19 protein-coding genes, 17 tRNA genes, 3 rRNA genes and 1 riboswitch (1 of these 40 only partly in view) are annotated in these 25,355 nt (G+C 41.9%); of the genes, 6 read left to right on the top strand and 33 right to left on the bottom strand.

What is annotated here, in order from left to right; all coding sequences use genetic code 11:
- Positions 1–7: 7 nt before the first annotated feature.
- From glpK to ACZ5AE_RS02875, 8 genes are all read right to left on the bottom strand, one after another.
- A complete protein-coding gene (glpK, locus tag ACZ5AE_RS02910; RefSeq protein ID WP_464569285.1) occupies positions 8–1,498 on the bottom strand; it encodes a glycerol kinase GlpK in 1,491 nt (496 codons plus the stop codon).
- Positions 1,499–1,798: 300 nt separating this feature from the next.
- Entirely contained in the window at positions 1,799–2,344 is a 546-nt protein-coding gene (locus tag ACZ5AE_RS02905; protein ID WP_464569283.1) for a glycerol-3-phosphate responsive antiterminator, read from the bottom strand.
- A gap of 340 nt (positions 2,345–2,684) precedes the next feature.
- On the bottom strand, positions 2,685–3,422 hold the full coding sequence (locus ACZ5AE_RS02900) for an energy-coupling factor transporter transmembrane component T family protein (RefSeq protein WP_464569281.1): 738 nt from the start codon (positions 3,420–3,422) through the stop codon (positions 2,685–2,687).
- On the bottom strand, positions 3,419–4,996 hold the full coding sequence (locus ACZ5AE_RS02895; RefSeq protein WP_464569279.1) for an ABC transporter ATP-binding protein: 1,578 nt from the start codon (positions 4,994–4,996) through the stop codon (positions 3,419–3,421). Before ACZ5AE_RS02895 ends, ACZ5AE_RS02900 begins: the two co-directional genes overlap by 4 nt.
- Positions 4,974–5,570, bottom strand: a complete 597-nt coding sequence (locus ACZ5AE_RS02890) for an ECF transporter S component (protein ID WP_464569277.1) — start codon at positions 5,568–5,570, stop codon at positions 4,974–4,976. Before ACZ5AE_RS02890 ends, ACZ5AE_RS02895 begins: the two co-directional genes overlap by 23 nt.
- A complete protein-coding gene (gene tenA, locus ACZ5AE_RS02885) occupies positions 5,567–6,253 on the bottom strand; it encodes a thiaminase II (RefSeq protein WP_464569275.1) in 687 nt (228 codons plus the stop codon). Before tenA ends, ACZ5AE_RS02890 begins: the two co-directional genes overlap by 4 nt.
- Positions 6,254–6,366: 113 nt before the next feature.
- Positions 6,367–6,469: riboswitch (TPP riboswitch) on the bottom strand.
- 241 nt (positions 6,470–6,710) lie between these two features.
- The gene (locus ACZ5AE_RS02880) at positions 6,711–7,355 is read right to left on the bottom strand and encodes an SdpI family protein (protein WP_464569273.1); all 645 of its coding nucleotides are present in this window, start codon (positions 7,353–7,355) and stop codon (positions 6,711–6,713) included.
- Entirely contained in the window at positions 7,342–7,617 is a 276-nt protein-coding gene (locus ACZ5AE_RS02875) for an autorepressor SdpR family transcription factor (protein WP_464569271.1), read from the bottom strand. Before ACZ5AE_RS02875 ends, ACZ5AE_RS02880 begins: the two co-directional genes overlap by 14 nt.
- A 314-nt stretch (positions 7,618–7,931) precedes the next feature.
- On the opposite strand from ACZ5AE_RS02875, the gene ACZ5AE_RS02870 reads away from it, so the two are divergent.
- A complete protein-coding gene (locus tag ACZ5AE_RS02870; protein ID WP_464569269.1) occupies positions 7,932–8,861 on the top strand; it encodes an ABC transporter ATP-binding protein in 930 nt (309 codons plus the stop codon).
- Between the two features lies 1 nt (position 8,862).
- Entirely contained in the window at positions 8,863–9,984 is a 1,122-nt protein-coding gene (locus ACZ5AE_RS02865; protein WP_464569267.1) for an ABC transporter permease, read from the top strand.
- Between the two features lie 737 nt (positions 9,985–10,721).
- Here the strand turns inward: ACZ5AE_RS02865 and ACZ5AE_RS02860 are convergent.
- On the bottom strand, positions 10,722–11,372 hold the full coding sequence (locus tag ACZ5AE_RS02860; RefSeq protein ID WP_464573524.1) for a YdeI/OmpD-associated family protein: 651 nt from the start codon (positions 11,370–11,372) through the stop codon (positions 10,722–10,724).
- A 253-nt stretch (positions 11,373–11,625) separates the two neighbouring features.
- The gene (locus ACZ5AE_RS02855; protein ID WP_464573523.1) at positions 11,626–12,198 is read right to left on the bottom strand and encodes a DUF4352 domain-containing protein; all 573 of its coding nucleotides are present in this window, start codon (positions 12,196–12,198) and stop codon (positions 11,626–11,628) included.
- 610 nt (positions 12,199–12,808) lie between these two features.
- On the opposite strand from ACZ5AE_RS02855, the gene ACZ5AE_RS02850 reads away from it, so the two are divergent.
- Positions 12,809–14,185, top strand: a complete 1,377-nt coding sequence (locus ACZ5AE_RS02850; RefSeq protein ID WP_464569265.1) for a M28 family peptidase — start codon at positions 12,809–12,811, stop codon at positions 14,183–14,185.
- Between the two features lie 447 nt (positions 14,186–14,632).
- Here the strand turns inward: ACZ5AE_RS02850 and ACZ5AE_RS02845 are convergent, their stop codons facing one another.
- The 3 genes from ACZ5AE_RS02845 to ACZ5AE_RS02835 all read right to left on the bottom strand — a co-directional run bounded on the left by ACZ5AE_RS02845 (position 14,633) and on the right by ACZ5AE_RS02835 (position 16,743).
- Positions 14,633–15,340, bottom strand: coding sequence for a M48 family metallopeptidase (locus tag ACZ5AE_RS02845; RefSeq protein ID WP_464569263.1), 708 nt, complete (start codon positions 15,338–15,340; stop codon positions 14,633–14,635).
- A gap of 17 nt (positions 15,341–15,357) precedes the next feature.
- Entirely contained in the window at positions 15,358–15,846 is a 489-nt protein-coding gene (locus ACZ5AE_RS02840; RefSeq protein ID WP_464569261.1) for a YehS family protein, read from the bottom strand.
- A 120-nt stretch (positions 15,847–15,966) separates the two neighbouring features.
- Positions 15,967–16,743, bottom strand: coding sequence for a CPBP family intramembrane glutamic endopeptidase (locus tag ACZ5AE_RS02835; protein WP_464569259.1), 777 nt, complete (start codon positions 16,741–16,743; stop codon positions 15,967–15,969).
- A gap of 138 nt (positions 16,744–16,881) precedes the next feature.
- Between ACZ5AE_RS02835 and ACZ5AE_RS02830 the strand changes: the two genes are divergently transcribed.
- From ACZ5AE_RS02830 to ACZ5AE_RS02820, 3 genes are all read left to right on the top strand, one after another.
- Entirely contained in the window at positions 16,882–17,421 is a 540-nt protein-coding gene (locus ACZ5AE_RS02830) for a hypothetical protein (protein WP_464569257.1), read from the top strand.
- Between the two features lie 131 nt (positions 17,422–17,552).
- Positions 17,553–18,233 (top strand): SIMPL domain-containing protein, encoded by a 681-nt coding sequence (locus tag ACZ5AE_RS02825; RefSeq protein WP_464569255.1) that lies wholly within the window; start codon positions 17,553–17,555, stop codon positions 18,231–18,233.
- 244 nt (positions 18,234–18,477) lie between these two features.
- Positions 18,478–19,263, top strand: a complete 786-nt coding sequence (locus ACZ5AE_RS02820) for a putative protein N(5)-glutamine methyltransferase (protein WP_464573522.1) — start codon at positions 18,478–18,480, stop codon at positions 19,261–19,263.
- 221 nt (positions 19,264–19,484) lie between these two features.
- On the opposite strand, the gene ACZ5AE_RS02815 is transcribed toward ACZ5AE_RS02820, so the two are convergent.
- The 20 genes from ACZ5AE_RS02815 to ACZ5AE_RS02720 form a co-directional block, all read right to left on the bottom strand.
- Positions 19,485–19,558, bottom strand: a tRNA-Arg gene (locus tag ACZ5AE_RS02815).
- 10 nt (positions 19,559–19,568) lie between these two features.
- Positions 19,569–19,659: transfer RNA gene (locus ACZ5AE_RS02810), tRNA-Ser, on the bottom strand.
- A gap of 10 nt (positions 19,660–19,669) precedes the next feature.
- Positions 19,670–19,744: transfer RNA gene (locus ACZ5AE_RS02805), tRNA-Asn, on the bottom strand.
- Between the two features lie 20 nt (positions 19,745–19,764).
- Positions 19,765–19,841, bottom strand: a tRNA-Ile gene (locus ACZ5AE_RS02800).
- 5 nt (positions 19,842–19,846) lie between these two features.
- Positions 19,847–19,920, bottom strand: a tRNA-Met gene (locus ACZ5AE_RS02795).
- A gap of 168 nt (positions 19,921–20,088) precedes the next feature.
- Positions 20,089–20,181, bottom strand: a tRNA-Ser gene (locus ACZ5AE_RS02790).
- Positions 20,182–20,195: 14 nt separating this feature from the next.
- A tRNA-Met gene (locus ACZ5AE_RS02785) sits at positions 20,196–20,269 on the bottom strand.
- Positions 20,270–20,290: 21 nt separating this feature from the next.
- Positions 20,291–20,366 (bottom strand) — tRNA-Ala (locus ACZ5AE_RS02780).
- Positions 20,367–20,383: 17 nt separating this feature from the next.
- Positions 20,384–20,460, bottom strand: a tRNA-Pro gene (locus tag ACZ5AE_RS02775).
- 19 nt (positions 20,461–20,479) lie between these two features.
- Positions 20,480–20,556: transfer RNA gene (locus tag ACZ5AE_RS02770), tRNA-Arg, on the bottom strand.
- A gap of 13 nt (positions 20,557–20,569) precedes the next feature.
- Positions 20,570–20,658: transfer RNA gene (locus ACZ5AE_RS02765), tRNA-Leu, on the bottom strand.
- A 6-nt stretch (positions 20,659–20,664) separates the two neighbouring features.
- A tRNA-Gly gene (locus ACZ5AE_RS02760) sits at positions 20,665–20,739 on the bottom strand.
- Positions 20,740–20,749: 10 nt separating this feature from the next.
- A tRNA-Leu gene (locus ACZ5AE_RS02755) sits at positions 20,750–20,834 on the bottom strand.
- A gap of 9 nt (positions 20,835–20,843) precedes the next feature.
- Positions 20,844–20,919 (bottom strand) — tRNA-Lys (locus tag ACZ5AE_RS02750).
- A 98-nt stretch (positions 20,920–21,017) separates the two neighbouring features.
- Positions 21,018–21,093: transfer RNA gene (locus ACZ5AE_RS02745), tRNA-Thr, on the bottom strand.
- Between the two features lie 9 nt (positions 21,094–21,102).
- Positions 21,103–21,178: transfer RNA gene (locus ACZ5AE_RS02740), tRNA-Val, on the bottom strand.
- Positions 21,179–21,183: 5 nt separating this feature from the next.
- A tRNA-Glu gene (locus tag ACZ5AE_RS02735) sits at positions 21,184–21,258 on the bottom strand.
- A 39-nt stretch (positions 21,259–21,297) separates the two neighbouring features.
- A 5S ribosomal RNA gene (gene rrf, locus ACZ5AE_RS02730) occupies positions 21,298–21,414 on the bottom strand.
- An 81-nt stretch (positions 21,415–21,495) separates the two neighbouring features.
- Positions 21,496–24,431, bottom strand: a 23S ribosomal RNA gene (locus ACZ5AE_RS02725).
- A gap of 203 nt (positions 24,432–24,634) precedes the next feature.
- A 16S ribosomal RNA gene (locus tag ACZ5AE_RS02720) occupies positions 24,635–25,355 on the bottom strand; it runs 829 nt beyond the window's last position.
- The 16S, 23S and 5S rRNA genes sit together here with 17 tRNA genes alongside, the layout of an rRNA operon.

Below are 25,355 nucleotides of genomic sequence, written 5' to 3'. Positions count from 1 at the left end.
CATAAAATTATTTAAACGCCATTGCGGCATGAACAGCCTTCTTCCAGCCACTGTATAAACCATCACGTTTCTCGGCGGACATTTTTGGTTCAAATGAACGATCAATCGCCCACTGTGCTTCAATCTCTTCCTTACTTTCCCAGTAGCCGACAGCTAAACCTGCAAGGTATGCTGCTCCAAGTGCAGTGGTTTCATTAACAACTGGCCTTTCCACTGGAACATTTAACAAGTCACTTTGGAATTGTAACAGGAAGTTATTCATGACAGCACCGCCGTCCACACGAAGTGCTTTCAGCATAATACCTGAGTCTTCTTCCATCACGGATAAAACATCTTTTGTTTGATATGCAAGCGATTCAATGGTCGCACGAATAAAGTGTTCCTTGCTCGTTCCACGAGTGAGTCCGAAAACGGCTCCTCTTACCTCACTATCCCAGTAAGGTGTTCCAAGTCCAACAAAGGCTGGAACCACATAAACACCTTCAGTTGATTCGACCCGTTTTGCATACTCTTCACTATAGCTGGCATCTTTAAACATTCTCATTCCGTCACGAAGCCATTGTATAGCAGACCCAGCAACGAAAATACTTCCTTCAAGAGCGTATTCCACTTTTCCGTTCAATCCCCATGCAATGGTTGTTAACAAACCGTGCTCAGAATTCACTGCTTTTTCACCGGTATTCATCAGCATAAAGCAGCCCGTTCCATATGTATTCTTCCCCATTCCCTTTTCAAAACAGGCCTGACCAAACAAGGCTGCCTGCTGGTCTCCAGCCGCCCCGGCAATTGGCACTTCTTTCCCAAAGAAATGATAACCAATTGTATGTGCATAAATCTCAGAGGATGATCTCACGTGCGGGAGCATTGAAGATGGTACACCCAAGATTTCCAGCAATTCCTCATCCCACTTTAGCTCGTGAATATTGAACATCAATGTCCTTGAGGCATTACTATAATCTGTTACATGTGCCCTGCCGCCGGATAGTTTCCAAATTAGCCATGTATCAATCGTACCAAAGAGCAATTTTCCCTCATCCGCTTTTTTTCTTGCACCTTCAACATTGTCAAGAATCCACCTTACTTTAGTCCCTGAGAAGTAGGGGTCGATGAGCAAACCTGTTTTTTCGTGAATAAGTTTTTCCTGGCCTGCCACTTTCAGTTCTTCACAAATTTCATTTGTTTGCCTCGACTGCCAGACGATAGCATGATATACAGGTGTTCCTGTTTCTTTATCCCATACAACAGTGGTTTCACGCTGATTCGTAATTCCAATTCCTGCAATTTGTTCCGGACTAACATTTGCTTCTGATAAAACTGACGCTATGACAGCAAGAACGGATCCCCAAATCTCATTCGCATTGTGTTCAACCCATCCAGGATTCGGAAAATACTGAGTAAATTCTTGTTTTGCGGCATGAACAATTTCTCCCTTTTTGTTAAAAAGAATGGCTCTTGAACTTGTTGTTCCTTGATCTAAGGATAATATATAAGTTTCCATCTGAATTCCTCCCCCTATTTATTTCAAGTATTCTTCATTCTGTTATCATCAAGCTACTATTATATTTATCTTAAGTATAAAAAAAGAAGATTCGGCAGGTCATACCATTAATAAGGTATTATCCGCGTGAATCTCCTATTCTCCGTCACAACTATTAACATTTACATGAAGTATACGCTAGGATTGAAATCGTTGTCAATTACTTTATTTATAATTTTTAGAAATTCAACTTTTTCCTTTGCTATTTCCAGTTTTACACAACAACAGATATAGAAACTACCTTACACAAAATTGTGAAGGCTAAATAAAGGATTTCCAGAGTTCTTTATTAGAAGTTGTTACCGCATGTGCACCAGCATCTAGTGCGTTTTGTACCTCTTCAGAAGTTTTTATGAAGCCTCCTGCAAAAACAGGTATGTCGATCAGCTGCCTCACCTCTTTAATTAGGCTTGGCAAGGCTCCCGGCAACACCTCTATATAGTCGGGTTTTGTTTTCTTAAGCAACTTAATACTTTTTTCAAGAGCGTGAGAATCAATTAAAAATATCCTTTGAACTGCAAGAACTCCTTTTTGTTTAGCCTTTAATATAACACTTGATTTTGTTGAAATCAGACCATAAGGTTTGTATTCCTGGCAAATAAACTCTGTTCCATACTCATCATTTTTTAAGCCATGAATTAAATCAACATGAAAAAGCATTTTCTTGTTATGCGCCTCTGCCATCATATGAACGTTTTTTAACTGAGCTATATGTACTTCTAAAAATACCCCTACCTCAAACGGGCTTCTTAAAAAGTTCTCGAATTCTTTCATACTAGATAATGCTGGAAGAATTTTCTGATTCATTTGTTCTAGCCCCTAACAAAATAAATAAATTTGATTTTTCAAATTAAGAAACCTTCAAACAATACTTTATTATAATTTACCATAATTTCCACTAATGTAGAGCAGCATCATAACTTTGTGTCCAGAGTTTAGTACCCGAAAAGGGTCATTCCCCCCTTTTACTAGGGGGAAAAAATAGATAAAATTTAAAATGAGACATGAGAACCGTCCCCATGCCTCTTAAGTGCCAGTCACTACCCCAATGCTGATGAAAATCAACAAATTAAGGATCGTGACCGGCACTTGTTTTACTCCTCTTGTATAATCCGGTGAATTACACTTTACCTTTTTCTCTAACCTTTCACTTAATAAAAATGATAATCCCTATTACAACAATTAATAAAGAAAGGAAGTAGGCCCAGTCTGTTGTTACTACTCTAGTGGTCTGATAGTAAGTTCTATCCCTTGCACCCGTAAATCCACGTACTTCCATTGCAACAGCAATTCGTTCAGATTTTCGTATCCCTTGACTAAACAGGGGTAATGCATACTTTATAAACGCCTTGGAGCTATTTTTTTGCTTGTAACCTCTTACTTTATGAGCCATTTTCATTTGGTTGAATTCAGATTGAAATAACGGAATAAATCGAAACCCTGCGAGTAGCCCATACGCCCATTTAGGTGAAAGTTTACACTGATGAATTAAACTCATTATAAACAACGTTAAGTCGGTGGTAGATGTAAATAATAATCCATACGTTACAAACCCCAGCATCCTTAAAGCAATGGTTAAGCCATGATCCGCACTTTCCACTGTCACATGGAACCAGGCCCATTTCCAAATGGTTTCTTCACCTTCTCCAAAAGCCGCCATCATCCAAAAGACTAGGATAAAAAATCCTAAGTACGGCAGCAGTCTTTTTAAAAGGTACGTGATTCTCCATCCTCCTAAAAAAATACCAATCAATACAGCAAGTACCCAAATACCAAAAGTCACTTTTGGATTAGTTACGGTCATTAACAGAAACATAACTAACAAATGAGAGAGTAGTTTAATAGAAGGATTTAAGAAAGAAAGGAAGGATTCGTTTGATTTCATACAAGAACCCGCTCCCCTCTTGCATGCATCAACTGGTAATGAAGAGGAGAAATAATCTCCGTTTCACTTAAAATATCTTGATTAGAAAATAACCCGGATGGTGTCCCTTGATAGGAAACTCTTCCTTTATTAAATAAAATGACTTGATTGGAATAAGTATCAACTAAATCCATGTCGTGAGTTACCATTACAATGGTAGTTCCCTGTTCCTGTCTCTCCTTTAATCGCTTAATAAGTTCATTAGCTGTTTTTTCATCTTGGCCGAATGTTGGTTCATCCAGCAATAATAAAGGTTGATCAAACAATAACATAGTGGCAACACTTAACCGCCGTTTTTGGCCTAAACTTAGGGTAAAAGGGTGAGAATTGTGATAAGACTCCAGCCCAAACTCCTGTAACAGTTGAATGGTTTTGGCATGAATCTGCTCCTCTTGCCAATTTCTTTGCCTGCCTCCAAAAGCAATTTCCTCAAATACTGTATCTGTAATAAATTGAAGCTCTGGATTTTGAAAAACAAAACCTGATTTTTCATATAATTCTCTATCCGCCCATTTTTTAAGTTCCGTATTTTGAAAATGAATTGTCCCATTCTTTATTGGCTCTAAACGGATCAGACTTTTTAAGAAAGTGCTTTTTCCACTTCCATTTGCTCCAACGATGGAAACCCATTCACCTTTATGGATGGTTATATTAATGTCCTTCACTATCGTTTTCTTTCCATAGCCAATATCCACATTTTCTGTACGAATCAAAGTATCCTCATTCACTCTTACTAGAGGTTCGGTTTTAAGCCTTTTTGACAGTTTGATAGATAAAGGATGTGAGGCATCTTCCACAACATCTATCCACTTGTATGGGAATAGTTTAGGGCGCCAAATACCAGATTCCACCATTTCACGGTTATAATGAAGCAGAATCTCTTCTGGCTTTCCATCCGCCATAATGCTTCCGCTCTCATTTATCATAATGACCCGATCCATCCATTCGATGCAGCCGTCTAGAACATGTTCGACAAATACCATCGTTTGGTTAGTCTTTTGTGATATTTGTTTCAATAAATCAAATATCTCCATCCTGCCAGCTGGGTCTAGTTGGGCTGTTGGTTCATCAAAAAACAATACTTCGGGTTCTAATGCTAATAAACAGGCTAATGCCAATCGTTGTTTCATACCCCCAGATAGTGTTTCAATCGGTGTTCTCCGGTCAACCTCTAATCCTACTATTTCCATTAAATCTGAAATGATGGTGTCCATTTCGTTTCGAGGAATCGAGCGATTTTCGAGGCTAAAAGCAATTTCTTCATCGACACGAAGCATACAAAATTGAGAGTCAGGCTCTTGAAACATAACACCGGCATTTCTCCTCTGGTAAACATCACCACTTAAATCCGCCTCAACATGCTCAGGAATGATACCTGCAAGAGCGGAAATCAAAGTAGATTTCCCACTCCCGCTTGGTCCGAGTATTAATACTTTTTCTCCTTTATTGATGGATAAAGTAATATTACGAAGGACCTGTTCAGAACGATGATAGAAACGAACAGAAAGATTTCTACATCCCAGAAATATTTCCATGAATGTCATCCTTTTTTCTTTTTTCTTTCATCAATTCATATTGTTCTAAAACACCTGTTTTAGCTAGTGCATCCACCACTACTTTCGCTAACAAGCCTCCAAGAATGATTCCGCTTATTACATGAATTCCTAACGTCGTAAAAAATACTCCTTTGGTGTAAAATCCAAAACCATTAGCCAATACGTTATACACCATTCCCATAATCGCAGCTAGAGCACCAGATAGCATTAACGTAATGAGGTTGTAGCGCTTATATCTAAATATAGCAAAAGCAATTTCGGATCCAATCCCTTGAAAAACTCCTACTAACAATGCCGAAAGACCAAAATGACTTCCTGTTAATAATTCAACAGCTGCTGCCGCAACCTCTGCGATAAAAGCAGCGCCTGGTTTACGAATAATATACGCGACTATTGGACTAGCAATCACCCAAATCCCAAACATAAAACCTGCGCCGATAGGTCCCACTATAGCAGAAATCGGAATCCAAAGAGTTGACCATCCTAAATAAATGACTCCACAAGCAACAGAAAGAATGACGGTAAGCACTACCTCCTTCATCTTCCAATTCATCTTTTCAGCGCCTCCATTTGTACTGGCCATTCCTCAAGTTTATAGGCCATATCCCAAAACATATATTCAAGCTGACAACTAATTAAGAAATGTTCTTTCATCTTTGCTTTTTCTTTTTCTGTTGCTTCCATTGCCCATTCATCTATCCGGGCACAAAATTTGGTTGTTATTGAATCTGTCCGATTACCATAAAAATGAATCCATTCATAAAATGGATGAGATTGGTCGGGATTAACCTCATTTAACAATCTCTTTCCAATTTCCCAATATGTCCATGGACATGGCAGTAAAACAGCCAAAATTTCCCCTAATGTTCCTTCATGAGCAATGGTAAGCATATGACGTATGTAATGAAGCGCAGATGGTGAGAGTGGAAACCCTTGGAGTTCCTCATATGGAACACCCGCTACTTGACAAAAGTTATTATGTGGATGGGTTTCGCTGTTTAATATAAATGATATTTGCTTATTAAACATCTCCATATCCTCTCGGCTCTCACATTTTGCAATGGCAATTCCATAGATTCTAATAAAGGAATTCAAATATTCAAAATCCTGTTTAACATAATGAATAAGCTGTTCTTTTCTTAAATCACCACTCGCAATTCCTCGTACAAAAGGATGTTCAAAAATTGCATCGAAGATCGGACCTGCTTCCTTCCTTAATTCTGCTGAAAAACTCATTAAAATTCCCCCTTATTAGTGATAATGGGAAGACTTTAAATGGAGCGATTGTCTGCTTATAAAAACGAAAAACCGCTCCAAAAATGGAGCGGCAGAATATTTGTAAATATACCCATGCACGGACTCCACTTTCCTACGCTAGTATGAACTAGATCAGGTTCAAAGGGTCCAGAATTACTTCTGTCTCAGCCAAAAAAGGCTCCCCTAGTGGTCTTCCTATTAAGTTATTATTCACTTTACACACGCTTTTTAAAAAAGTCAATGAAATTTATCATTTATTATCTTATTTTTTCAAAGATATTCCATTCGCCCAATAAGAGCAAACCATCATCTATTCATTTGCTCAGGGGTAAGGAGTTTGTGACCTCAATAGCGGACAAGTATTTGGCCATATAAATTAGTAGGTAATGGCGCACTTGCATACCCCTTCTGTTATAATGCATTCAGCTTCTGAGAATTACACTTTACGTTTTTCCTTTTTGAACACCAAATAGGAATAAATCATGACCAGGGCAATTCCCACCAGTAATGCCCCGAGGAAAATGTACATTCCCATCGGACCTATAAAGATGGCCGAGAATGGTACTAGACCTGTGATGACAAAAACATATCCTCCAAACCGGTGTGTTTTTTTCCAGACATATTCAGATGCCAGCGTCCACGGGGTGCGAATGCCAAAGAAATAGTTATGCCGAATTTGGGTCATGAAATTTCCAAGAACAATGAGGAGAATACCTATTAGCACTGGTACCACTTTTTGAAAAGGCACATCGTATCCCAGTCCACTAAACAGCCCCAGTAAATTCGTGATGGCGAGAAATAAGATAACCACAAAGTTGATGATGGAATATGCGCCGTTATGCTTTTTATAAGCGTCCCTTTTCGGGTCTATGGACGGCAGAAAATTTAAAAACAGAAACAGCACTAGGGGTAGTGCACTCATGGTAAGCTGCTCTATTCTTGAACCATACCGGTCTGGATCCCCACTTGGCCCCCAATGAACCGGAATCTTATTTGGCATATGCGGAAAAGCAATAAGATTCACCACTAACGGAACGAAGGAAATAATTAGTGCAATATAAAATAGTTTATTTCTTTTCATGAACCCCATCTCCCTTTTTGTCTAATAACCATTTGATTACATCCTGCAATACAGTTGAGTTTAAGGAGTAAATAATAAACTGCCCTTTTTTCTCATCCACCACCAATCCTGCCGACTTCAGGATTTTTAAATGATTGCTAATCGATGGTTTGCTCATATCAAATTGCTCAGCTATATCCCCTGCTGTTAAATCCTGATCCTTTAACAAATCAAGTATCTTTCTTCGAGTTGGGTCGGCCAAAGCCTTAAAAACCTCATTCATAATATTCCCTTCTTCATTATTTAGTTAATTATCTAAATATATAATAACATATTTTTCTATTCCCAAAAAGGGGTTATAAAACCATTTTTTATTTCAACAAAATTTCGGGCTTTTGACGACAGAGAAATAAATAGTTTAATAAAAAACGAGGCACCAGAACCGTCCCCAAGCCCTCTCGCTGCTCACACTTGAGCTTTCTATAAAATTTAAGAATTCTTTCCTATTTCACATCATAGGTATAACGTGGTATGCAACTTTTGGGAATTGGGACTTATGTGACAAAGTGGCTGGTTTCTAAGGAAAGGTGATGTGAGTTGAATATTTTAGAGGTCCAGAATTTAAAGAAATCGTTCGGTTCCATTCATGCTGTAAAAGATATTAGTTTTTCTGTAAAAGAGGGAGAGATTTTTACCATCATCGGACCTAATGGGGCAGGGAAAACGACCACACTTGAGATGATTGAGGGCTTGGTTACACCGGATCATGGTGAAATCCAGTTTGGTGAATTGAATTGGAACAGACATGCAGTAACGATTAAGAAGAAAATTGGCGTCCAGCCGCAATCTAGTGCCATGTTTGATTTATTGACACCGGAAGAAAATTTGAATTTATTTGCTACTTTTTACGATAAGGCACGTTCAACGGAAGAAATACTCAAATTGGTCAATCTGAACGAACATCGAAAGAATCAAGTCAAGAAATTATCTGGCGGCCAACGGCAGCGGCTTGCGATCGGGCTTGCGATGATTAGTGATCCAGATATCGTATTTCTGGATGAACCAACAACCGGGCTCGATCCTCAGGCACGACGCAATGTATGGGAGATTATTCTGGAGCTTAAGAAATTGGGGAAAACAACGATTCTCACCACTCATTACATGGAAGAAGCGGAAAAGCTAAGTGACCGGGTATGCATCGTTGACCAAGGGTTGGTCATCACCCTGAATTCCCCCTCCGCCCTAATAGAAAATTTAACAAAGGAAAGAGAGGTTCGTTTATCCTTCCTTGATGGAGAAAAAGCCGCCCATGATGCGGAGCTTTTTGCAAAAGCGCTTGGTTCCGTGACCCGGACAGAACGTGAAGGAACCGCACTTAAGCTATGGACCATAAAACCCGAGGATTTACTATTTGACCTTTTTAAATTCACAAAAGACAAGGACTATCAAGTCGAGCAAGTTTCGATTCGTGAAATGAGTCTAGAAGATGTCTTCATCGCTTATACCGGCAAAGAGTGGAGGGATTAAGATGAATAACCTCAAGCAATTCAAGCAAATGTTCCTTGCTCAATTAAAATTAACACTCCGAGAAAAACAAGCGTGGTTTTGGGGGATTTTTTTTCCGGTAATCTTAATGGTTATCTTTATGACGATATTCGGCGGCGGTTCAAATGATGATTTTAGCACCAAAGTTGCCATTGTTAATCAATCTCCAAATGAAACGTCGACTATGATGGCTAAGCAATTACAGCAAATTCCGATTCTTGAAGTTAGTAAAAATGAACCTTCTAGCGAAAAAAAGGCAAAAGTGTTGGTAAAAGAGAAGAAAGTCGATGCTGCCATCATTTTGCCGGAATCAGCAAACGCTACCTCGATTAAACTGATTGTCAACAAAGAAAATGAACAAAGTGTATCCACCCAGGTCGTTTCGGGTGTCCTGGATCAATTCATTCAGCAGGCAAACTTGCAAGCAGTGGGTGCAGCCCCAATCTTTAAGCAGCAATTTGAAACCATTTCTTCAGGCAGTTCGGAATTAAAGTATACGGATTTTCTCTTAACGGGGATGATTGCTTTATCGATTGCCCAAGGCGGCTTATTCGGAATGGTGGACTTAGTGGATATGCGCAGAAAAGGGTTAATCAAAAGGCTGCGGATGACCCCTGCAAAAATGGGGATCTTTGGCCTTAGCGATATGGTGATGCGCCTGTTATTCAGCACCATTCAAATCATCCTTCTATCGTTAATTGGCGTTTTCGTATTTGGAGCCAATTTGTTTATTAATTTTCCCAGCTTACTCCTGGTCTTCTTAATCGGAGCCCTTTCCTTCAATGGAATTGGCTATCTTATTTCTTCTTTTAGCAATACAAATGAGGCCTATATGGGTGTAGCAAACATTGTCAGCTTCCTCATGATGTTTGTCAGCGGCATTTTCTTTCCGGTTGAAACCATGCCAGAATGGCTGCAGCCTATATCAAACATCCTCCCGCTCACCTATTTTGCTGATGGTCTAAGAGACAGTATGGTCTATCATACTTCGATTCTTTCATCCCCCTTCTGGTATGGATTTGGAATCATGCTCCTATGGGGCGGAATTGCCTTTATCATTGGTTCGTTGTTCTATAAACGGAAGTCAATTGTTTCAGTCAGGTAAGTACGAAAAAACACGAAGAATGCCAGTCACCATCCGTATATTGTTGGGGAGATATCTACAATATACGGACAGTGACTGGCTCATTTTTCGTAGGAATAGCTTATTGCCACGCAGTATGTGCCGAACACTTGGGCGCATATAGCCTTTCTATGAGCCCCTACACTTGAAAAGTTCTGCTGTCCGGTCACATATAGCCTTTCTATGAACCCCTACATTTGAAAAATCCAGCGGTCCGGGCGCATATAGCCTTTCTATGAAATTAGCCCTAAGATTATCATCCATGATAAAGAAGGTATCCCCCAATTTGATATCTATATAAACGGAAAAGCCACGATTTTAAATTCGCTGGAGAAACACAAAATGCTCAGCAGCTAATCCAAGCTGCCGTCAGGAAAGAAATACTAACAACCTATAATCTAGGGCTAAAAAAGGATATTGATATATTAAATTTAGTAAACACGCTGTACCGGCAAAATCATCAACTCTGGAAAAAGACCGTTAAAGAAAATCCGTTAGCATTTCGGAAATATCTACTTAGACATATTACAGTAAATATCGCGATTGATAATACAGGAAAAATACATTTATAGATAACCAGGAGTAATCAGAGAGATACTAGTGATTCGTAATTTACCCACAAGCGCATAACAATACATAACCCCTCCCGTCTAGGGAGGGATTATGTATATTTTCCCTTTCATTTATTTTTACAAACCTTTTTATTGGACATTAGTACTCTATTTCTTTTTTTGACGATATAAATCAACTGATTTATATCCCTGTGAGAGGATTTCGACCATTTGTTCTCGGCGTTTTTCACGTGTTTGCTGCTGCTTAGCTGAAAAGATATAGCGCGCCCAATCCTTTTGATAGCCTGGTGTTAACTCTTTATATCGTTTCAGTTCATTGGGATGATCGGTTAAAAGCTGTTCAACATCCTTTATATTTTCTTCATAATCCGCTACACACTGACTAGCAGCTGATGACTTTTGCGGTTTCTTTTTTTCACGCTTTAATCCAACTACAGTAAATACATCATCCATCCCCACCATCCGAGAGAATTTCAAATCACTGTTTTCTACATAACCAGCTTCGTCCACTTTCATGGCTGGAAAGATTTCATCTCTATGAATGAACGTTTCGTATCTCTTGTTCCCTTTTTTCGGATAGGCAAAAAACAAGTATCCTTTTTCAAGTAATGGCTGTTCATTGATTATCTTTTGAGTATAGGTCACCATCTGATCGAGCGCTTCGACAAAAATAAAGATCGCATCATGTTTTCCGGTTAATGTCCTCTTATATTCATTAAATAAATCATAGTCTTCCGGTTGATTCAGCACTGCCAGACTACTATACTTTCCTAGATTTAATTTATTGATAATTGTCATCATTTTTCCCTTTCCTTTACTTGATCCATTTTTCGTGAGATTTTTTTCATAGCCATTTAGTTACAAGGTTAATACGCTGTTTCATTTATTTATCGTACCGTACCTGTGGTTTCAATTTCAAATAAAGAAGAACGGAGCGAAGAACAATGCGAGTATTAAAAGAAGGAAGTAAAAAACACTTCGGTAGAAGGCTATGGTTTAAGTAAAGCCACCTCTTAGATTTGAGGCGGCTTTGTCTTAATATTAAGGTCGATTATTCTACTTTTAATGTGATTTCTTTACCTGTCATTCCACCACGAGCTTTTAGAACAAAGCCTTTGGCATCGGCTGGTACATCAAATACGATTTTTCCTGCTAAAGTTAAGCCAGGATTGAGGCTCTTTAAGAAGAAATCGGAATTACCCTCATTTTCACCTATATCGAATGCAGTTTGGCCGTCTGTTGAATATGTAAATTCCCTTCCTTGGTCATCCACTAATTTGAAGCTGTTAGCATCAACTGTAATGGCATCTTTTTGATTGTTAGTTAATGCTACCTCAACAATCTTAAATACACCTTGTGCCTTTTCTTTTGTAAATTCGTTTCCTACCTCTGGTCTGTTTTCAACAGCACCAACTTTAACTATTACATCAGAGGATACTCCTTCATTTGAAAATTCTTTTGGTGCCTCCTTTTTTGCAGATGAAGATGTATCAGATTTAGTTGTTGTACCCGAAGTTGTACTTGCAGGTTCTGTACTATCCTCACCGTTGCCTAAAGCGCTTCCAATCATACCTAGAACAATTAGTACTCCAAAACCAATTAAGGCTTTCTTAAAGAAACCCATTTTCAATTTTGCTCCACAACCAGGACAAACTTTTGCCGATTTAGCCACTTCTTTCCCGCAGGTTTTACAAGCTTTCAATTTCGCCATTGCATTTCCCCCAATTTTCTATTTCCATACAGATACATTGTACTATTATTTCAGGAAAATCATATAAATAGATATGACAAAAGTCTGAAAATATTAATATAAATTATAGGCCTTTAGTAATATAATAAACCCGATTATTTTTAGTAGACTCCTATTAACCATACTCACAGGATTTGTATTATTTTCAGGGAAATTTTTTGTCTTTTTTTCGGGAAAAATGAAATATTGTAGGGTTTTCGCAAGGAATGTCCTTTTTACTCGAATGCATTGCCAGTACGTGAATTAATATAGTAATCTAGCTTTTTTATATGAAAATATTTGTGATTTTAAAAATCAAATACTAGTAATTATCATACTAATATAAATAAATATAGTTGTGCTTGCAGACTAAACAATAGATTTGGTGTACAGCTAGTAGCGAATTTCATAGGAATTTCTAGGATATTGTAAATCGATTCTTGTTTACTATATTTACCATAATAGGAATAATAGAGGAGTATCACTTTTTCAAAGGGGGAGTTTCATGTTTCGTCGTAAATCCATGACCACAGTCCTTGCAACAAGTATGATTTTGTCATCAGGCGTTGTCTATGCTCAAACGAATAGTGCACCAAATGCACAAGCCGCCACAGCATTTGACAACAATGTTATCAAAAAGATCAGCGCAGAAAATATGTATAACACCATTAAGTATCTATCAGCCGTGCCTCGGGAAGCTGGCACAGAGGGAGAGGTCCGCGGAGTCGATTACATAGAAAGCCAGTTTAAGAGCTTAGGACTCGAAACTAGGAGAATCCCGTTTCCAATTTATGATTATAAGACAAATAGTCAATTGGCTGAAGTTGATGGAGTCAATCTAAACGGTCGTGCCTTTAGCGGAAGTGGAAGCGGAAATGTAACGGCAGAGCTCGTAAATGTTGGAAAAGCAACCACTGGGGAAGTTACGGACGCAGTGGCGGGGAAAATTGCGTTAATTGAGCGTGGGGATATAGCTTTTGTTGATAAAGTAAAAAATGTATTTGCTAAAGGTGCAGTTGGGGTACTTATGTATAACAATGTTTCTGGAGCATTTACTGGCCAAGCCAACGGTGAGATTCCATCTGTAGGAATTACTCGTGCTCAAGGTCTTGAATTGGTTGAAAAATTAATGAACGGTCCTGTTACAGCCACTTTAAATGTCGATATCCAAAAAATCGAGAAAACCTCCTACGTAGTTGAGGCTAAATTAAAGCCAAACAAGAACAAGGACACAGGACAGATTGTCACGATTGGTTCACACCATGACTCTGTTCCTAATGGGCCTGGAGCAAATGACGATGCTTCCGGAGTATCAGCCGTACTTGAGCTAGCAAGAATTCTTGTCAAGACTCCAATTGATACCGAGATCCGCTTCCTTACTTTCGGCTCTGAAGAACGAGGGATGGTAGGCTCATCCTTCTACGTATCGCAGCTGCCGCAAAGTGATATCGACCGCATGGTTGCCCACTTCCAAATGGATATGATTGGCGGGGCAGAGGCTGGTGAAGATCATCCGCTTGGCGGGCTGATCATGTATACCATTGACGGCCAAAAGAATCTTGTTACAAACTTAGGAGCATCGGCCTCATCCCGAGTGTATGATGTGGCGATACCATACGGACAGTTAGGAAGAAGTGACCATCAGCCATTCCATGATGTTGGCATCCCTTCCGCTCTATTTATTCATTCACCTGTTGAGCCTCAGTATCACAAGCCAACAGATACGATTGAACATATCAGTAAGGAAAAGCTGCAACAAGCCGCATCAATCGTCGGAGCAGCAGCCTATCAAATCGTTCGCCCAGATACGCCGGCCCTCGATCGTGCACGTGTAGCTCCAGCAACAGTGGACTACGTTTTCGAAAACCGCCCAGTAGATTAATAGAAAAGTAAAAACGCTTGAATCAAATAAAGATTCAAGCGTTTTTACTTTTAAAAGAAAGCACGAGAACCGTCCGAAGTCACTGAAAAAGTGTCAATTTGTTTAATTAATCACTAGTTATTATCAATATATATAGTGGACGAGTGAGGTCTAATCTCCTGAATATTGTAGATGCTCCAGCTTAATTTTATCAAAACTTATTTTTCAGTGGTCTCGAACCGTCCCCATGCTTCAGTTATCGTGCACTAACGATTATGTAACTGACAAATATTTTAGGAGATTCTATGGGTGGTGCTTTCATTACAGGCACTTTTGATTAAATATTAAAAAAGCACTGCTGTTAAAGGTTTTTACTCGATTAGCATACATAAAAATTACCGACTATTGAGGTATAAAAAATGAGTAGAAACTAAAAAAGAGGCACAAGAACACTCCCCATGCCTCTACTTAAACCGTCATTTTCCAACTTGATAATGTCAGCCAGTTTTCTTTTTCTTTATAATCCGGCATTAGTTTTCCTACCAGGCGCCAAAAGGACCGGTCGTGGTTCAGGTGAACCATATGGCACATTTCATGAACGACTACATAGTCAATTACTTCCCGCGGTGCCATTGCCAGTCTCCAGTTAAAGGTTAACTGCAGTTTTGAATCACAGGTTCCCCATGTGGTTTTGCTATCCGTGATCCGAATGGAACGCGGTTTTGTTTTGAAGTGGTTTTGATAGGAGGTTATGCTTTTCTCCACTAATGCCTTACATTGCTGATAGTAGAATCGTTTGAGAGCTTGTTGTATTTTTTCATGGTCATGCTGTTTTACATATATATAAAGCTTTTCCTCTTTAAACTCTACATGGTCTTGCATTATATTACTATCTTGAAGGATCTGGATGGGATAGGTGTTGCCTAAATAAAGAAACCTCTCACCGTACTCATAGACCTTTTTCTTTGGCCCATGCAGCCTGTCGTTCATTTCTTTTGCTTTTTGCTGAATTTGCTCCCAATTTTCCTCTAATACAGAAATCACTTTATCTCTGGGTGTCCCTTTTGGAGCCTGGACTTCAACATTTCCATAACTATCTATCGTTAATCCTATAGACGTGCGATTTTTGTACTTGATCTCAAAACGTATTGTCTCCCCTAAATAGGTATGTATCATGTCATCACCCGCAAGGCTTATCCTCTGTATTTAATCGCCAGCCCTTTTAAGAAGTTCCTGGCGTATTTATCGCCGCACTCTTTATAATTCTTATGCCCTTCTTTTCTTAATAAAGCGCCAAGTTCCCCTTTTGAAACCGTGATTCCTGCTTCCCCAAAAATATCCAACATATCATCAGTTGTTAATGCTAAAGCGATCTTTATTTTTTTCAACAGAAGGTTATTAACGTTCGCACTATTCTTTATTGACGGTTCAGATGGTTCAGGCTGCCCAGGTTTTGGCTCTTGTTTTCCTCTTTTATAGACAATAAATCCATTTAAAAACGAATCAAACATGCTGTTATTGCATTTGAGCTGATCGCCGCTTTCATCATCTTCCTTTGTTAGAATCCTTATTACGTCCGGCACTGTTACATTTACACCGCCAAGCTGGAAGATCTCAGCCATTTCTTTATTTTTTAGTTCAAGCGCATATCTAAGCCGTATTAAAATATCGTTATTATCCACAATTAGCCTCCAAATAAAAAATTAGTGCGTATCATATCCAAGCACTATTTGATTTATCTAATATTACAGGATTGCCAACCGGATTTCAAAAATAGAAACATGGGGACTAATTTATTTATTCTACAAAAATGAATCAGGAGAACCGCCCCCATGCCTCAACTTGTTTCTTACCAAATATAAAAACAGAAACATGAGCAGTGGAATGATATAGCTGATAGATTCTAGCAGGAATGATGTTGGGCCGTCTTTTGTTATGATAACTCCCCCGCCGGTACTTCCTAGTATTCCGTTAAAGATTCCGTAGCAGACATTCAGCCCCCAGTGAATTCCGGTGTCAGCCCAGATGCTGCCTGTCTTATAAATGGCATAGGTAAGAGATAATCCTAGAATAAGAGAGAATAGCATATTGGAGAGACTAAATCCTTCATTCCAAGAATCATCGAGCGCGTAAATCAAAAGAGAGATGGTAAACACCCATTTGATTGATATTTTCCCTTTTAAATGACCAAATACATATCCCCGAACAATGATATCGTTTAAAAATGAACCTACGAAAAACGTCAGCATGATCATGAGCAGGGAAAGAATCATTTGTGAAAACGGCTTTGCTCCCGTAATCTCATATCCATTAAGGACATATTCGATAACATACTTAATTAGCCAAAAGGAAAAGCCAATCGCAAACCCCAACATCATATTCTTCATCCATTTTGGATGAAAATTGATTCCGATTCGTTTAAAATCCTTTTTTGTAAAAAACAGAATTCCTTTCAATAACGGAAAAAACAGAAGAACCAATACAACCTGAATCCAAAATGAACCGGCACCTGCAATTGCAACGTTCAAATATGCATCTAAAATGATAAAGCCAACCATCGTTTTAACGAAATAGCCCATGCTTCACTTCCTTATTTTATGTTTTTCTTCAGTACATACAAGCTAAATTAAATCCGTTCCCAACTATAGGAAACTATTTCATTTTTTACCACAATTATATTATGATAGAAGCATTCTAGAAAATAAAGGAGTTTAGACATGCATCCTTCTAACCAGCAGCAGCCAATATGGGCATGGGTTGTCCTCATTGGCGGCGGATTATTTTTGATTTCAGCCCTCCCAGGTATGCTCTTTATCATTACCATGCCCTTTTGGAAGGCAGATGAGTTAAGTTTCTTCACTATGATTTTCGCGGCAATTTCTCTTTGCATCCTCGTTGTTACTGCATGGGGAATGAAACGGGCATATAATGCACTGAGGGATTATAATCGGGCCAAAAAGGCCAATGAGCTTGAATCTTTGCAAGAAAAATTACTATTAAACAATCTTTCTTCTGAAACGAAAAAACCGATATGGCCATGGATTGTGATTGGCCTTGGCGCATTGCTTGTGCTCAGTGCCGGACCAGGTATCATCATGCTGCCGATTGGACCGCTTTTTTTAGCCGGTATGTCTACCGATTCAGGTACCACTCCGGACTATGTGCCATTCTTAATTATAGTTATCGGATATGGATTAATGGCGGCCTATGTCATACTTCTCATAAAAGCGATTAAAACGCTGAAAGCAAAAAAATAAAGATGAAAACCACATTGAAATATTGCCTTCACCCTCCTTATAGTGGGCAGCGAGAATTTTTTATCCATTTTTATCTTCTTTTCTTAATACAATGAATGGAGAGAGTTTTAAGTGAAAGGAGGATTGCTCAAATGTATTATCAGAACCCATGGATGCGGGCACAGCCTGAATGGAAGGTCTTTTCTAGAAATGGGCAAAATATCTTGGAAGTAACAGGTGAGGGTTCGGTGTCTGTAGCACCTGACATGTCCATCGTTACATTGGGTGTTAATTCGGAGGATATTAATCTTACAGATGCCCAACAAGAAAATAATGAAAAAACGACTAAAGTGATACAGTCACTTATAAGCTTAGGGATTTCAAAGGAGAATATTAAAACGGCGGATTACCGAATCGAAATGGTATACGATTACGAAAACGGTACACAAACATTACGAGGATACAGAGTGGTCCATTTGCTTCAAGTCCTAAATGATAAATTAAATCAAACCGGATTAATTGTCGATACTGCGGTTCAAAATGGGGCAAATATTGTTACAAATATTGAATTTAAAGTAAAAAATCCCCAGGTCCACTATAGTCAAGCATTGGCACTTGCCCTCAATGATGCTCAATTTAAGGCTGCAGAACTAACAAAAGAGATGGGAGTTACGCTAAATAAAATTCCCTTTACGATACAAGAATTAAGCCAAACTTCCCCAATCATTCCATTGCAAACTGCTATGTTCGCCAAAAGTGAGACCGCAACGCCGATTCAGCCTGGTAAACTTAAAATTTCAGCGTCCATTCAGGCAAAGTTTTCATATTTTTAAAGGTTTGAAGCACTCACTAACGAACTAGTGAGTGCTTTTGAGAAATCCAATATATATGGTACGGTTCACCGAACCTGTTTAAGCAGCAGTTTTTAGACAGGCCATCATTACTATACACTAACCCATCAATGCCGATTCAACTAAATTTAGCAGGGGTAAAGAAGAGCTATTCTCAATTTTTAATGAACTTTTTTAAAATTGCTGTTATAAAGGTTGGGTGGTTTTTATCAAAAAAAAGATTCATATTAATGACCATATAAAAAAAAATATAATCAAAAAACTCCGGACTGCTGGGTGTGTCTTCGCTGAAGAAGAGGCAGAGCTTCTTCTTGCTGAGGCACGGACATCAGATGCACTCTCTGATATGGTCAATAATAGAATAACTGGTTTTCCTCTTGAGTATGTCCTCGGTTGGGCTGAGTTCTGCGGTAACAGGATAGCAGTAGAACCTGGAGTCTTCATTCCCCGCCGTCGTACTGAGTTTCTCGTCCGACAGGCAGTTGCTTTTTCTATACCTGGAGTCACTGTTGTTGATCTTTGCTGCGGTACTGGCGCGATTGGTGTTGCTATTGCCAAAGATCTGGGGTGGATTGAGTTGTATTCGATCGACATTGACCCTACTGCAGTTCGCTGCGCACTCCGAAATGTTACCAGCATTGGCGGCCAAGTGTATGAAGGTGACCTTTATAGGCCTCTCCCTTATAAACTTCGTGGGGAAGTGGACATCCTGGTAGCAAATGTACCATACGTTCCTACCGAGCAAATCAAGCTGCTTCCCCAAGAAGCCCGTCTACATGAACCGAATATGGCGCTTGACGGAGGAATTGACGGACTTGACATTCAGCGAAGAGTAGCAAAGGAAGCACCCCTTTGGCTGAAAACCGGAGGGCATTTATTGATTGAGACGAGTAAAATGCAGGCACCTCAAACCATTGAAATTTTCTCTCAAAATGGGCTAATACCACAGTTAGTACACTATGACGAACTAGACTCTACTATAGTAATTTGCACCAATCCCCCTCTAGAATAAATACGGGAAGCAAATCTTCATAATATACTTGTGAAAAAAATGCATTTTTCTAACCATCGAAAATTCCTCTCTTTTTTGGCATAAAAAAACCTCCAAATATCGTATTTGGAGGTTTTTTACTTAAAGACTAGTTCAGTGAAGTACATTCAGGTTAGAATATTTTATTTTCTCTAACGCCGTTAAAACATTTTATACTATCAAGTTGCTTAAAGTTTAAAATACGCGCCTTAGAGGATTCGAACCTCTGACCGTACGCTTAGAAGGCGTATGCTCTATCCAGCTGAGCTAAAGGCGCATGATATTTATGGCGGAGAAGGAGGGATTTGAACCCTCGCGCCGGTTGCCCGACCTACACCCTTAGCAGGGGCGCCTCTTCAGCCACTTGAGTACTTCCCCATAAAAAAAATGGCTCCGCAGGTAGGATTCGAACCTACGACCGTTCGGTTAACAGCCGAATGCTCTACCACTGAGCTACTGCGGAACAATTAGAATTATTTATGATGGTGGGCCTAAATGGACTTGAACCATCGACCTCACGCTTATCAGGCGTGCGCTCTAACCAGCTGAGCTATAGGCCCATATATTGCGGGGGCAGGATTTGAACCTGCGACCTTCGGGTTATGAGCCCGACGAGCTACCGGACTGCTCCACCCCGCGATAATAAAAAAGTATTAAGTTTACGCCATGCTAAAAGCTAACGTAGGACTGTATCAATCTCAGATAGCTTAATCAAGCAGCAGCTCGATTGATACAACTCGCAGACTATTCACAGAAGCAACGCTCGTTGCTCCACCCCGCGATAATATAAACACCATAAAATTAATATGGCGGAGGAAGAGGGATTCGAACCCCCGCGCGGTTTAACCCGCCTGTCGGTTTTCAAGACCGATCCCTTCAGCCGGACTTGGGTATTCCTCCGAATAATAAATTAGTAGCGGCGGAGGGGATCGAACCCCCGACCTTACGGGTATGAACCGTACGCTCTAGCCAGCTGAGCTACACCGCCAAATTACATATTTAAATTAAATGGTGGAGCCTAGCGGGATCGAACCGCTGACCTCCTGCGTGCAAAGCAGGCGCTCTCCCAGCTGAGCTAAGGCCCCATTGATTTTAGTAAGAATGGTCGGGAAAACAGGATTCGAACCTGCGACCCCTTGGTCCCAAACCAAGTGCTCTACCAAGCTGAGCTATTTCCCGAAAGTTGAGTTATATTTGATGGCGCGCCCGACAGGAGTCGAACCCATAACCTTCTGATCCGTAGTCAGACGCTCTATCCAATTGAGCTACGGGCGCATTATTTAATAAATGGTGCCGAGGACCGGAATCGAACCGGTACGGTAGTCACCTACCGCAGGATTTTAAGTCCTGTGCGTCTGCCAGTTCCGCCACCCCGGCAATTTTTGGAGCGGAAGACGGGATTCGAACCCGCGACCCCCACCTTGGCAAGGTGGTGTTCTACCACTGAACTACTTCCGCAATATTTAAATGGTGCGGGTGAAGGGAGTCGAACCCCCACGCCTTGCGGCGCCAGATCCTAAGTCTGGTGCGTCTGCCAATTCCGCCACACCCGCATAATTAAATGGTGAGCCATGAAGGACTCGAACCTTCGACCCTCTGATTAAAAGTCAGATGCTCTACCGACTGAGCTAATGGCTCATATAAGAATTAGTTTTACTACTAGTATGCATGCTCAAAAGACCTCTCGGTCTTTCTCGCAGATTTCCGCAGATGCTAATTCAAAGATGTAAGAAATCTGGTGCCGGCTAAAGGACTTGAACCCTCAACCTACTGATTACAAGTCAGTTGCTCTACCAATTGAGCTAAGCCGGCATAATAATATGGTGGAGGATGACGGGATCGAACCGCCGACCCTCTGCTTGTAAGGCAGATGCTCTCCCAGCTGAGCTAATCCTCCGTAAATGGTGACCCCTACGGGATTCGAACCCGTGTTACCGCCGTGAAAGGGCGGTGTCTTAACCGCTTGACCAAGGGGCCATTAAAATTAGGCAAAATAATAGCCCCCATAAGGGCTTAGCCTGGCAGCGTCCTACTCTCACAGGGACTTGCGTCCCAACTACCATCGGCGCTGAGAAGCTTAACTTCCGTGTTCGGGATGGGAACGGGTGTGACCTTCTCGCCATTGCTGCCAGACTATTTTAGAGGTTTTCATTCCCTCAAAACTAGATAATGCAGAAGAAGTAAATAAGAACGAGTTCGCTTAAAATTTATGACTTGGTTAAGTCCTCGATCGATTAGTATCAGTCAGCTCCACACGTCACCGCGCTTCCACCTCTGACCTATCAACCTGATCATCTTTCAGGGATCTTACTAGCTTGACGCTATGGGAAATCTCATCTCGAGGGGGGCTTCATGCTTAGATGCTTTCAGCACTTATCCCGTCCGCACATAGCTACCCAGCGATGCCTTTGGCAAGACAACTGGTACACCAGCGGTGCGTCCATCCCGGTCCTCTCGTACTAAGGACAGCTCCTCTCAAATTTCCTGCGCCCACGACGGATAGGGACCGAACTGTCTCACGACGTTCTGAACCCAGCTCGCGTACCGCTTTAATGGGCGAACAGCCCAACCCTTGGGACCGACTACAGCCCCAGGATGCGATGAGCCGACATCGAGGTGCCAAACCTCCCCGTCGATGTGGACTCTTGGGGGAGATAAGCCTGTTATCCCCAGGGTAGCTTTTATCCGTTGAGCGATGGCCCTTCCATGCGGAACCACCGGATCACTAAGCCCGACTTTCGTCCCTGCTCGACTTGTAGGTCTCGCAGTCAAGCTCCCTTGTGCCTTTACACTCTGCGAATGATTTCCAACCATTCTGAGGGAACCTTTGGGCGCCTCCGTTACATTTTAGGAGGCGACCGCCCCAGTCAAACTGCCCACCTGACACTGTCTCCCACCCCGATAAGGGGTGCGGGTTAGAATTTCAATACAGCCAGGGTAGTATCCCACCGACGCCTCCACCGAAGCTGGCGCTCCGGTTTCTCAGGCTCCTACCTATCCTGTACAAGCTGTACCAAAATTCAATATCAGGCTACAGTAAAGCTCCATGGGGTCTTTCCGTCCTGTCGCGGGTAACCTGCATCTTCACAGGTACTATAATTTCACCGAGTCTCTCGTTGAGACAGTGCCCAGATCGTTACGCCTTTCGTGCGGGTCGGAACTTACCCGACAAGGAATTTCGCTACCTTAGGACCGTTATAGTTACGGCCGCCGTTTACTGGGGCTTCGATTCAGAGCTTCGCGTGAGCTAACCCCTCCTCTTAACCTTCCAGCACCGGGCAGGCGTCAGCCCCTATACTTCGCCTTGCGGCTTTGCAGAGACCTGTGTTTTTGCTAAACAGTCGCCTGGGCCTATTCACTGCGGCTCTTCGGGGCTATTCACCCCAAAAAGCACCCCTTCTCCCGAAGTTACGGGGTCATTTTGCCGAGTTCCTTAACGAGAGTTCTCTCGCTCACCTTAGGATTCTCTCCTCGCCTACCTGTGTCGGTTTGCGGTACGGGCACCCAATATCATCGCTAGAGGCTTTTCTTGGCAGTGTGGAATCAGGAACTTCGGTACTATAATTCCCTCGGCATCACAGCTCAGCCTGATGAGAAGCGGATTTTCCTACTTCTCAGCCTAACTGCTTGCACGCACATATCCAGCAGTGCGCTTACCCTATCCTCCTGCGTCCCCCCATCACTCAAACGATAAAGAGGTGGTACAGGAATATCAACCTGTTGTCCATCGCCTACGCCTTTCGGCCTCGGCTTAGGTCCCGACTAACCCTGAGCGGACGAGCCTTCCTCAGGAAACCTTAGGCATACGGTGGATGAGATTCTCACTCATCTTTCGCTACTCATACCGGCATTCTCACTTCTAAGCGCTCCACCAGTCCTTACGGTCCAGCTTCAACGCCCTTAGAACGCTCTCCTACCGCGGACACCATAAGGTGTCCACCCACAGCTTCGGTGATACGTTTAGCCCCGGTACATTTTCGGCGCAGAGTCACTCGACCAGTGAGCTATTACGCACTCTTTAAATGGTGGCTGCTTCTAAGCCAACATCCTGGTTGTCTAAGCAACTCCACATCCTTTTCCACTTAACGTATACTTTGGGACCTTAGCTGGTGGTCTGGGCTGTTTCCCTTTTGACTACGGATCTTATCACTCGCAGTCTGACTCCCACGGATAAGTCATTGGCATTCGGAGTTTGTCTGAATTCGGTAACCCGATGAGGGCCCCTAGTCCAAACAGTGCTCTACCTCCAAGACTCTAACTACGTGAGGCTAGCCCTAAAGCTATTTCGGAGAGAACCAGCTATCTCCAAGTTCGATTGGAATTTCTCCGCTACCCACACCTCATCCCCGCACTTTTCAACGTGCGTGGGTTCGGGCCTCCATCCAGTGTTACCTGGACTTCACCCTGGACATGGGTAGATCACCTGGTTTCGGGTCTACGACTACATACTATTTCGCCCTATTCAGACTCGCTTTCGCTGCGGCTCCGTCTCTTCAACTTAACCTCGCATGCAATCGTAACTCGCCGGTTCATTCTACAAAAGGCACGCCATCACCCATGAACGGGCTCTGACTACTTGTAGGCACACGGTTTCAGGTTCTCTTTCACTCCCCTTCCGGGGTGCTTTTCACCTTTCCCTCACGGTACTGGTTCACTATCGGTCACTAGGGAGTATTTAGCCTTGGGAGATGGTCCTCCCTGCTTCCGACCGGATTTCACGTGTCCGGCCGTACTCAGGATCCACTCAGGAGGGAACGAAGTTTCGACTACAGGGCTTTTACCTTCTATGGCCGGCCTTTCCAGACCGCTTCATCTACCCCGTTCCTTTGTAACTCCATGTTGAGTGTCCTACAACCCCGAAAGGCAAGCCTTTCGGTTTGGGCTGTTCCCGTTTCGCTCGCCGCTACTCAGGGAATCGCGTTTGCTTTCTCTTCCTCCGGGTACTTAGATGTTTCAGTTCCCCGGGTCTGCCATCAATACCCTATGTATTCAGGTAAAGATACTGCTCCATTACGAACAGTGGGTTTCCCCATTCGGAAATCTCCGGATCGGCGCTTACTTACAGCTCCCCGAAGCATATCGGTGTTAGTCCCGTCCTTCATCGGCTCCTAGTGCCAAGGCATTCACCGTGCGCCCTTTCTAACTTAACCTAAAAGGTTTTTACTCTTAAAAATAAGAGAGAAAAACTAAAATGGCGATTACTCGGTTCTTACTTGGTTACTTCTTCTTTTACGATTATCTAGTTTTCAAGGAACAAAAAGTTTTGAGAGATTGTTCTCTCAAAACTAAACAAACAAGAAACAGTCAATCAAACATGTATTGTCTGGCTCACAGGTCCAGCTTATATCCTTAGAAAGGAGGTGATCCAGCCGCACCTTCCGATACGGCTACCTTGTTACGACTTCACCCCAATCATCTGTCCCACCTTAGGCGGCTGGCTCCTTACGGTTACCCCACCGACTTCGGGTGTTACAAACTCTCGTGGTGTGACGGGCGGTGTGTACAAGGCCCGGGAACGTATTCACCGCGGCATGCTGATCCGCGATTACTAGCGATTCCGGCTTCATGCAGGCGAGTTGCAGCCTGCAATCCGAACTGAGAATGGTTTTATGGGATTGGCTCCACCTCGCGGCTTCGCTGCCCTTTGTACCATCCATTGTAGCACGTGTGTAGCCCAGGTCATAAGGGGCATGATGATTTGACGTCATCCCCACCTTCCTCCGGTTTGTCACCGGCAGTCACCTTAGAGTGCCCAACTGAATGCTGGCAACTAAGATCAAGGGTTGCGCTCGTTGCGGGACTTAACCCAACATCTCACGACACGAGCTGACGACAACCATGCACCACCTGTCACTCTGTCCCCCGAAGGGGAAATTCCTATCTCTAGGAGTGTCAGAGGATGTCAAGACCTGGTAAGGTTCTTCGCGTTGCTTCGAATTAAACCACATGCTCCACCGCTTGTGCGGGCCCCCGTCAATTCCTTTGAGTTTCAGCCTTGCGGCCGTACTCCCCAGGCGGAGTGCTTAATGCGTTAGCTGCAGCACTAAAGGGCGGAAACCCTCTAACACTTAGCA

Source organism: Neobacillus sp. S1227 (genome assembly GCF_055385255.1).
This window is presented reverse-complemented; position numbering and strand designations above follow the sequence as displayed.

Excerpts from the sequence above, each read along its gene's own strand:
- tenA (WP_464569275.1), bottom strand. The coding sequence starts at position 6,253 with ATGAGTTTTTCAGCAGAATTAAGGAAGGAAGCAGGTCCGATCTTCGAT.
- ACZ5AE_RS02895 (WP_464569279.1), bottom strand. The coding sequence starts at position 4,996 with ATGGAAATATTTCTGGGATGTAGAAATCTTTCTGTTCGTTTCTATCAT.
- ACZ5AE_RS02865 (WP_464569267.1), top strand. The coding sequence starts at position 8,863 with ATGAATAACCTCAAGCAATTCAAGCAAATGTTCCTTGCTCAATTAAAA.
- ACZ5AE_RS02860 (WP_464573524.1), bottom strand. The coding sequence starts at position 11,372 with ATGACAATTATCAATAAATTAAATCTAGGAAAGTATAGTAGTCTGGCA.
- ACZ5AE_RS02875 (WP_464569271.1), bottom strand. The coding sequence starts at position 7,617 with ATGAATGAGGTTTTTAAGGCTTTGGCCGACCCAACTCGAAGAAAGATA.
- ACZ5AE_RS02850 (WP_464569265.1), top strand. The coding sequence starts at position 12,809 with ATGTTTCGTCGTAAATCCATGACCACAGTCCTTGCAACAAGTATGATT.
- ACZ5AE_RS02830 (WP_464569257.1), top strand. The coding sequence starts at position 16,882 with ATGCATCCTTCTAACCAGCAGCAGCCAATATGGGCATGGGTTGTCCTC.
- ACZ5AE_RS02890 (WP_464569277.1), bottom strand. The coding sequence starts at position 5,570 with ATGAATTGGAAGATGAAGGAGGTAGTGCTTACCGTCATTCTTTCTGTT.
- ACZ5AE_RS02900 (WP_464569281.1), bottom strand. The coding sequence starts at position 3,422 with ATGAAATCAAACGAATCCTTCCTTTCTTTCTTAAATCCTTCTATTAAA.
- ACZ5AE_RS02825 (WP_464569255.1), top strand. The coding sequence starts at position 17,553 with ATGTATTATCAGAACCCATGGATGCGGGCACAGCCTGAATGGAAGGTC.
- ACZ5AE_RS02905 (WP_464569283.1), bottom strand. The coding sequence starts at position 2,344 with ATGAATCAGAAAATTCTTCCAGCATTATCTAGTATGAAAGAATTCGAG.
- ACZ5AE_RS02835 (WP_464569259.1), bottom strand. The coding sequence starts at position 16,743 with ATGGGCTATTTCGTTAAAACGATGGTTGGCTTTATCATTTTAGATGCA.
- glpK (WP_464569285.1), bottom strand. The coding sequence starts at position 1,498 with ATGGAAACTTATATATTATCCTTAGATCAAGGAACAACAAGTTCAAGA.
- ACZ5AE_RS02855 (WP_464573523.1), bottom strand. The coding sequence starts at position 12,198 with ATGGGTTTCTTTAAGAAAGCCTTAATTGGTTTTGGAGTACTAATTGTT.
- ACZ5AE_RS02880 (WP_464569273.1), bottom strand. The coding sequence starts at position 7,355 with ATGAAAAGAAATAAACTATTTTATATTGCACTAATTATTTCCTTCGTT.
- ACZ5AE_RS02845 (WP_464569263.1), bottom strand. The coding sequence starts at position 15,340 with ATGATACATACCTATTTAGGGGAGACAATACGTTTTGAGATCAAGTAC.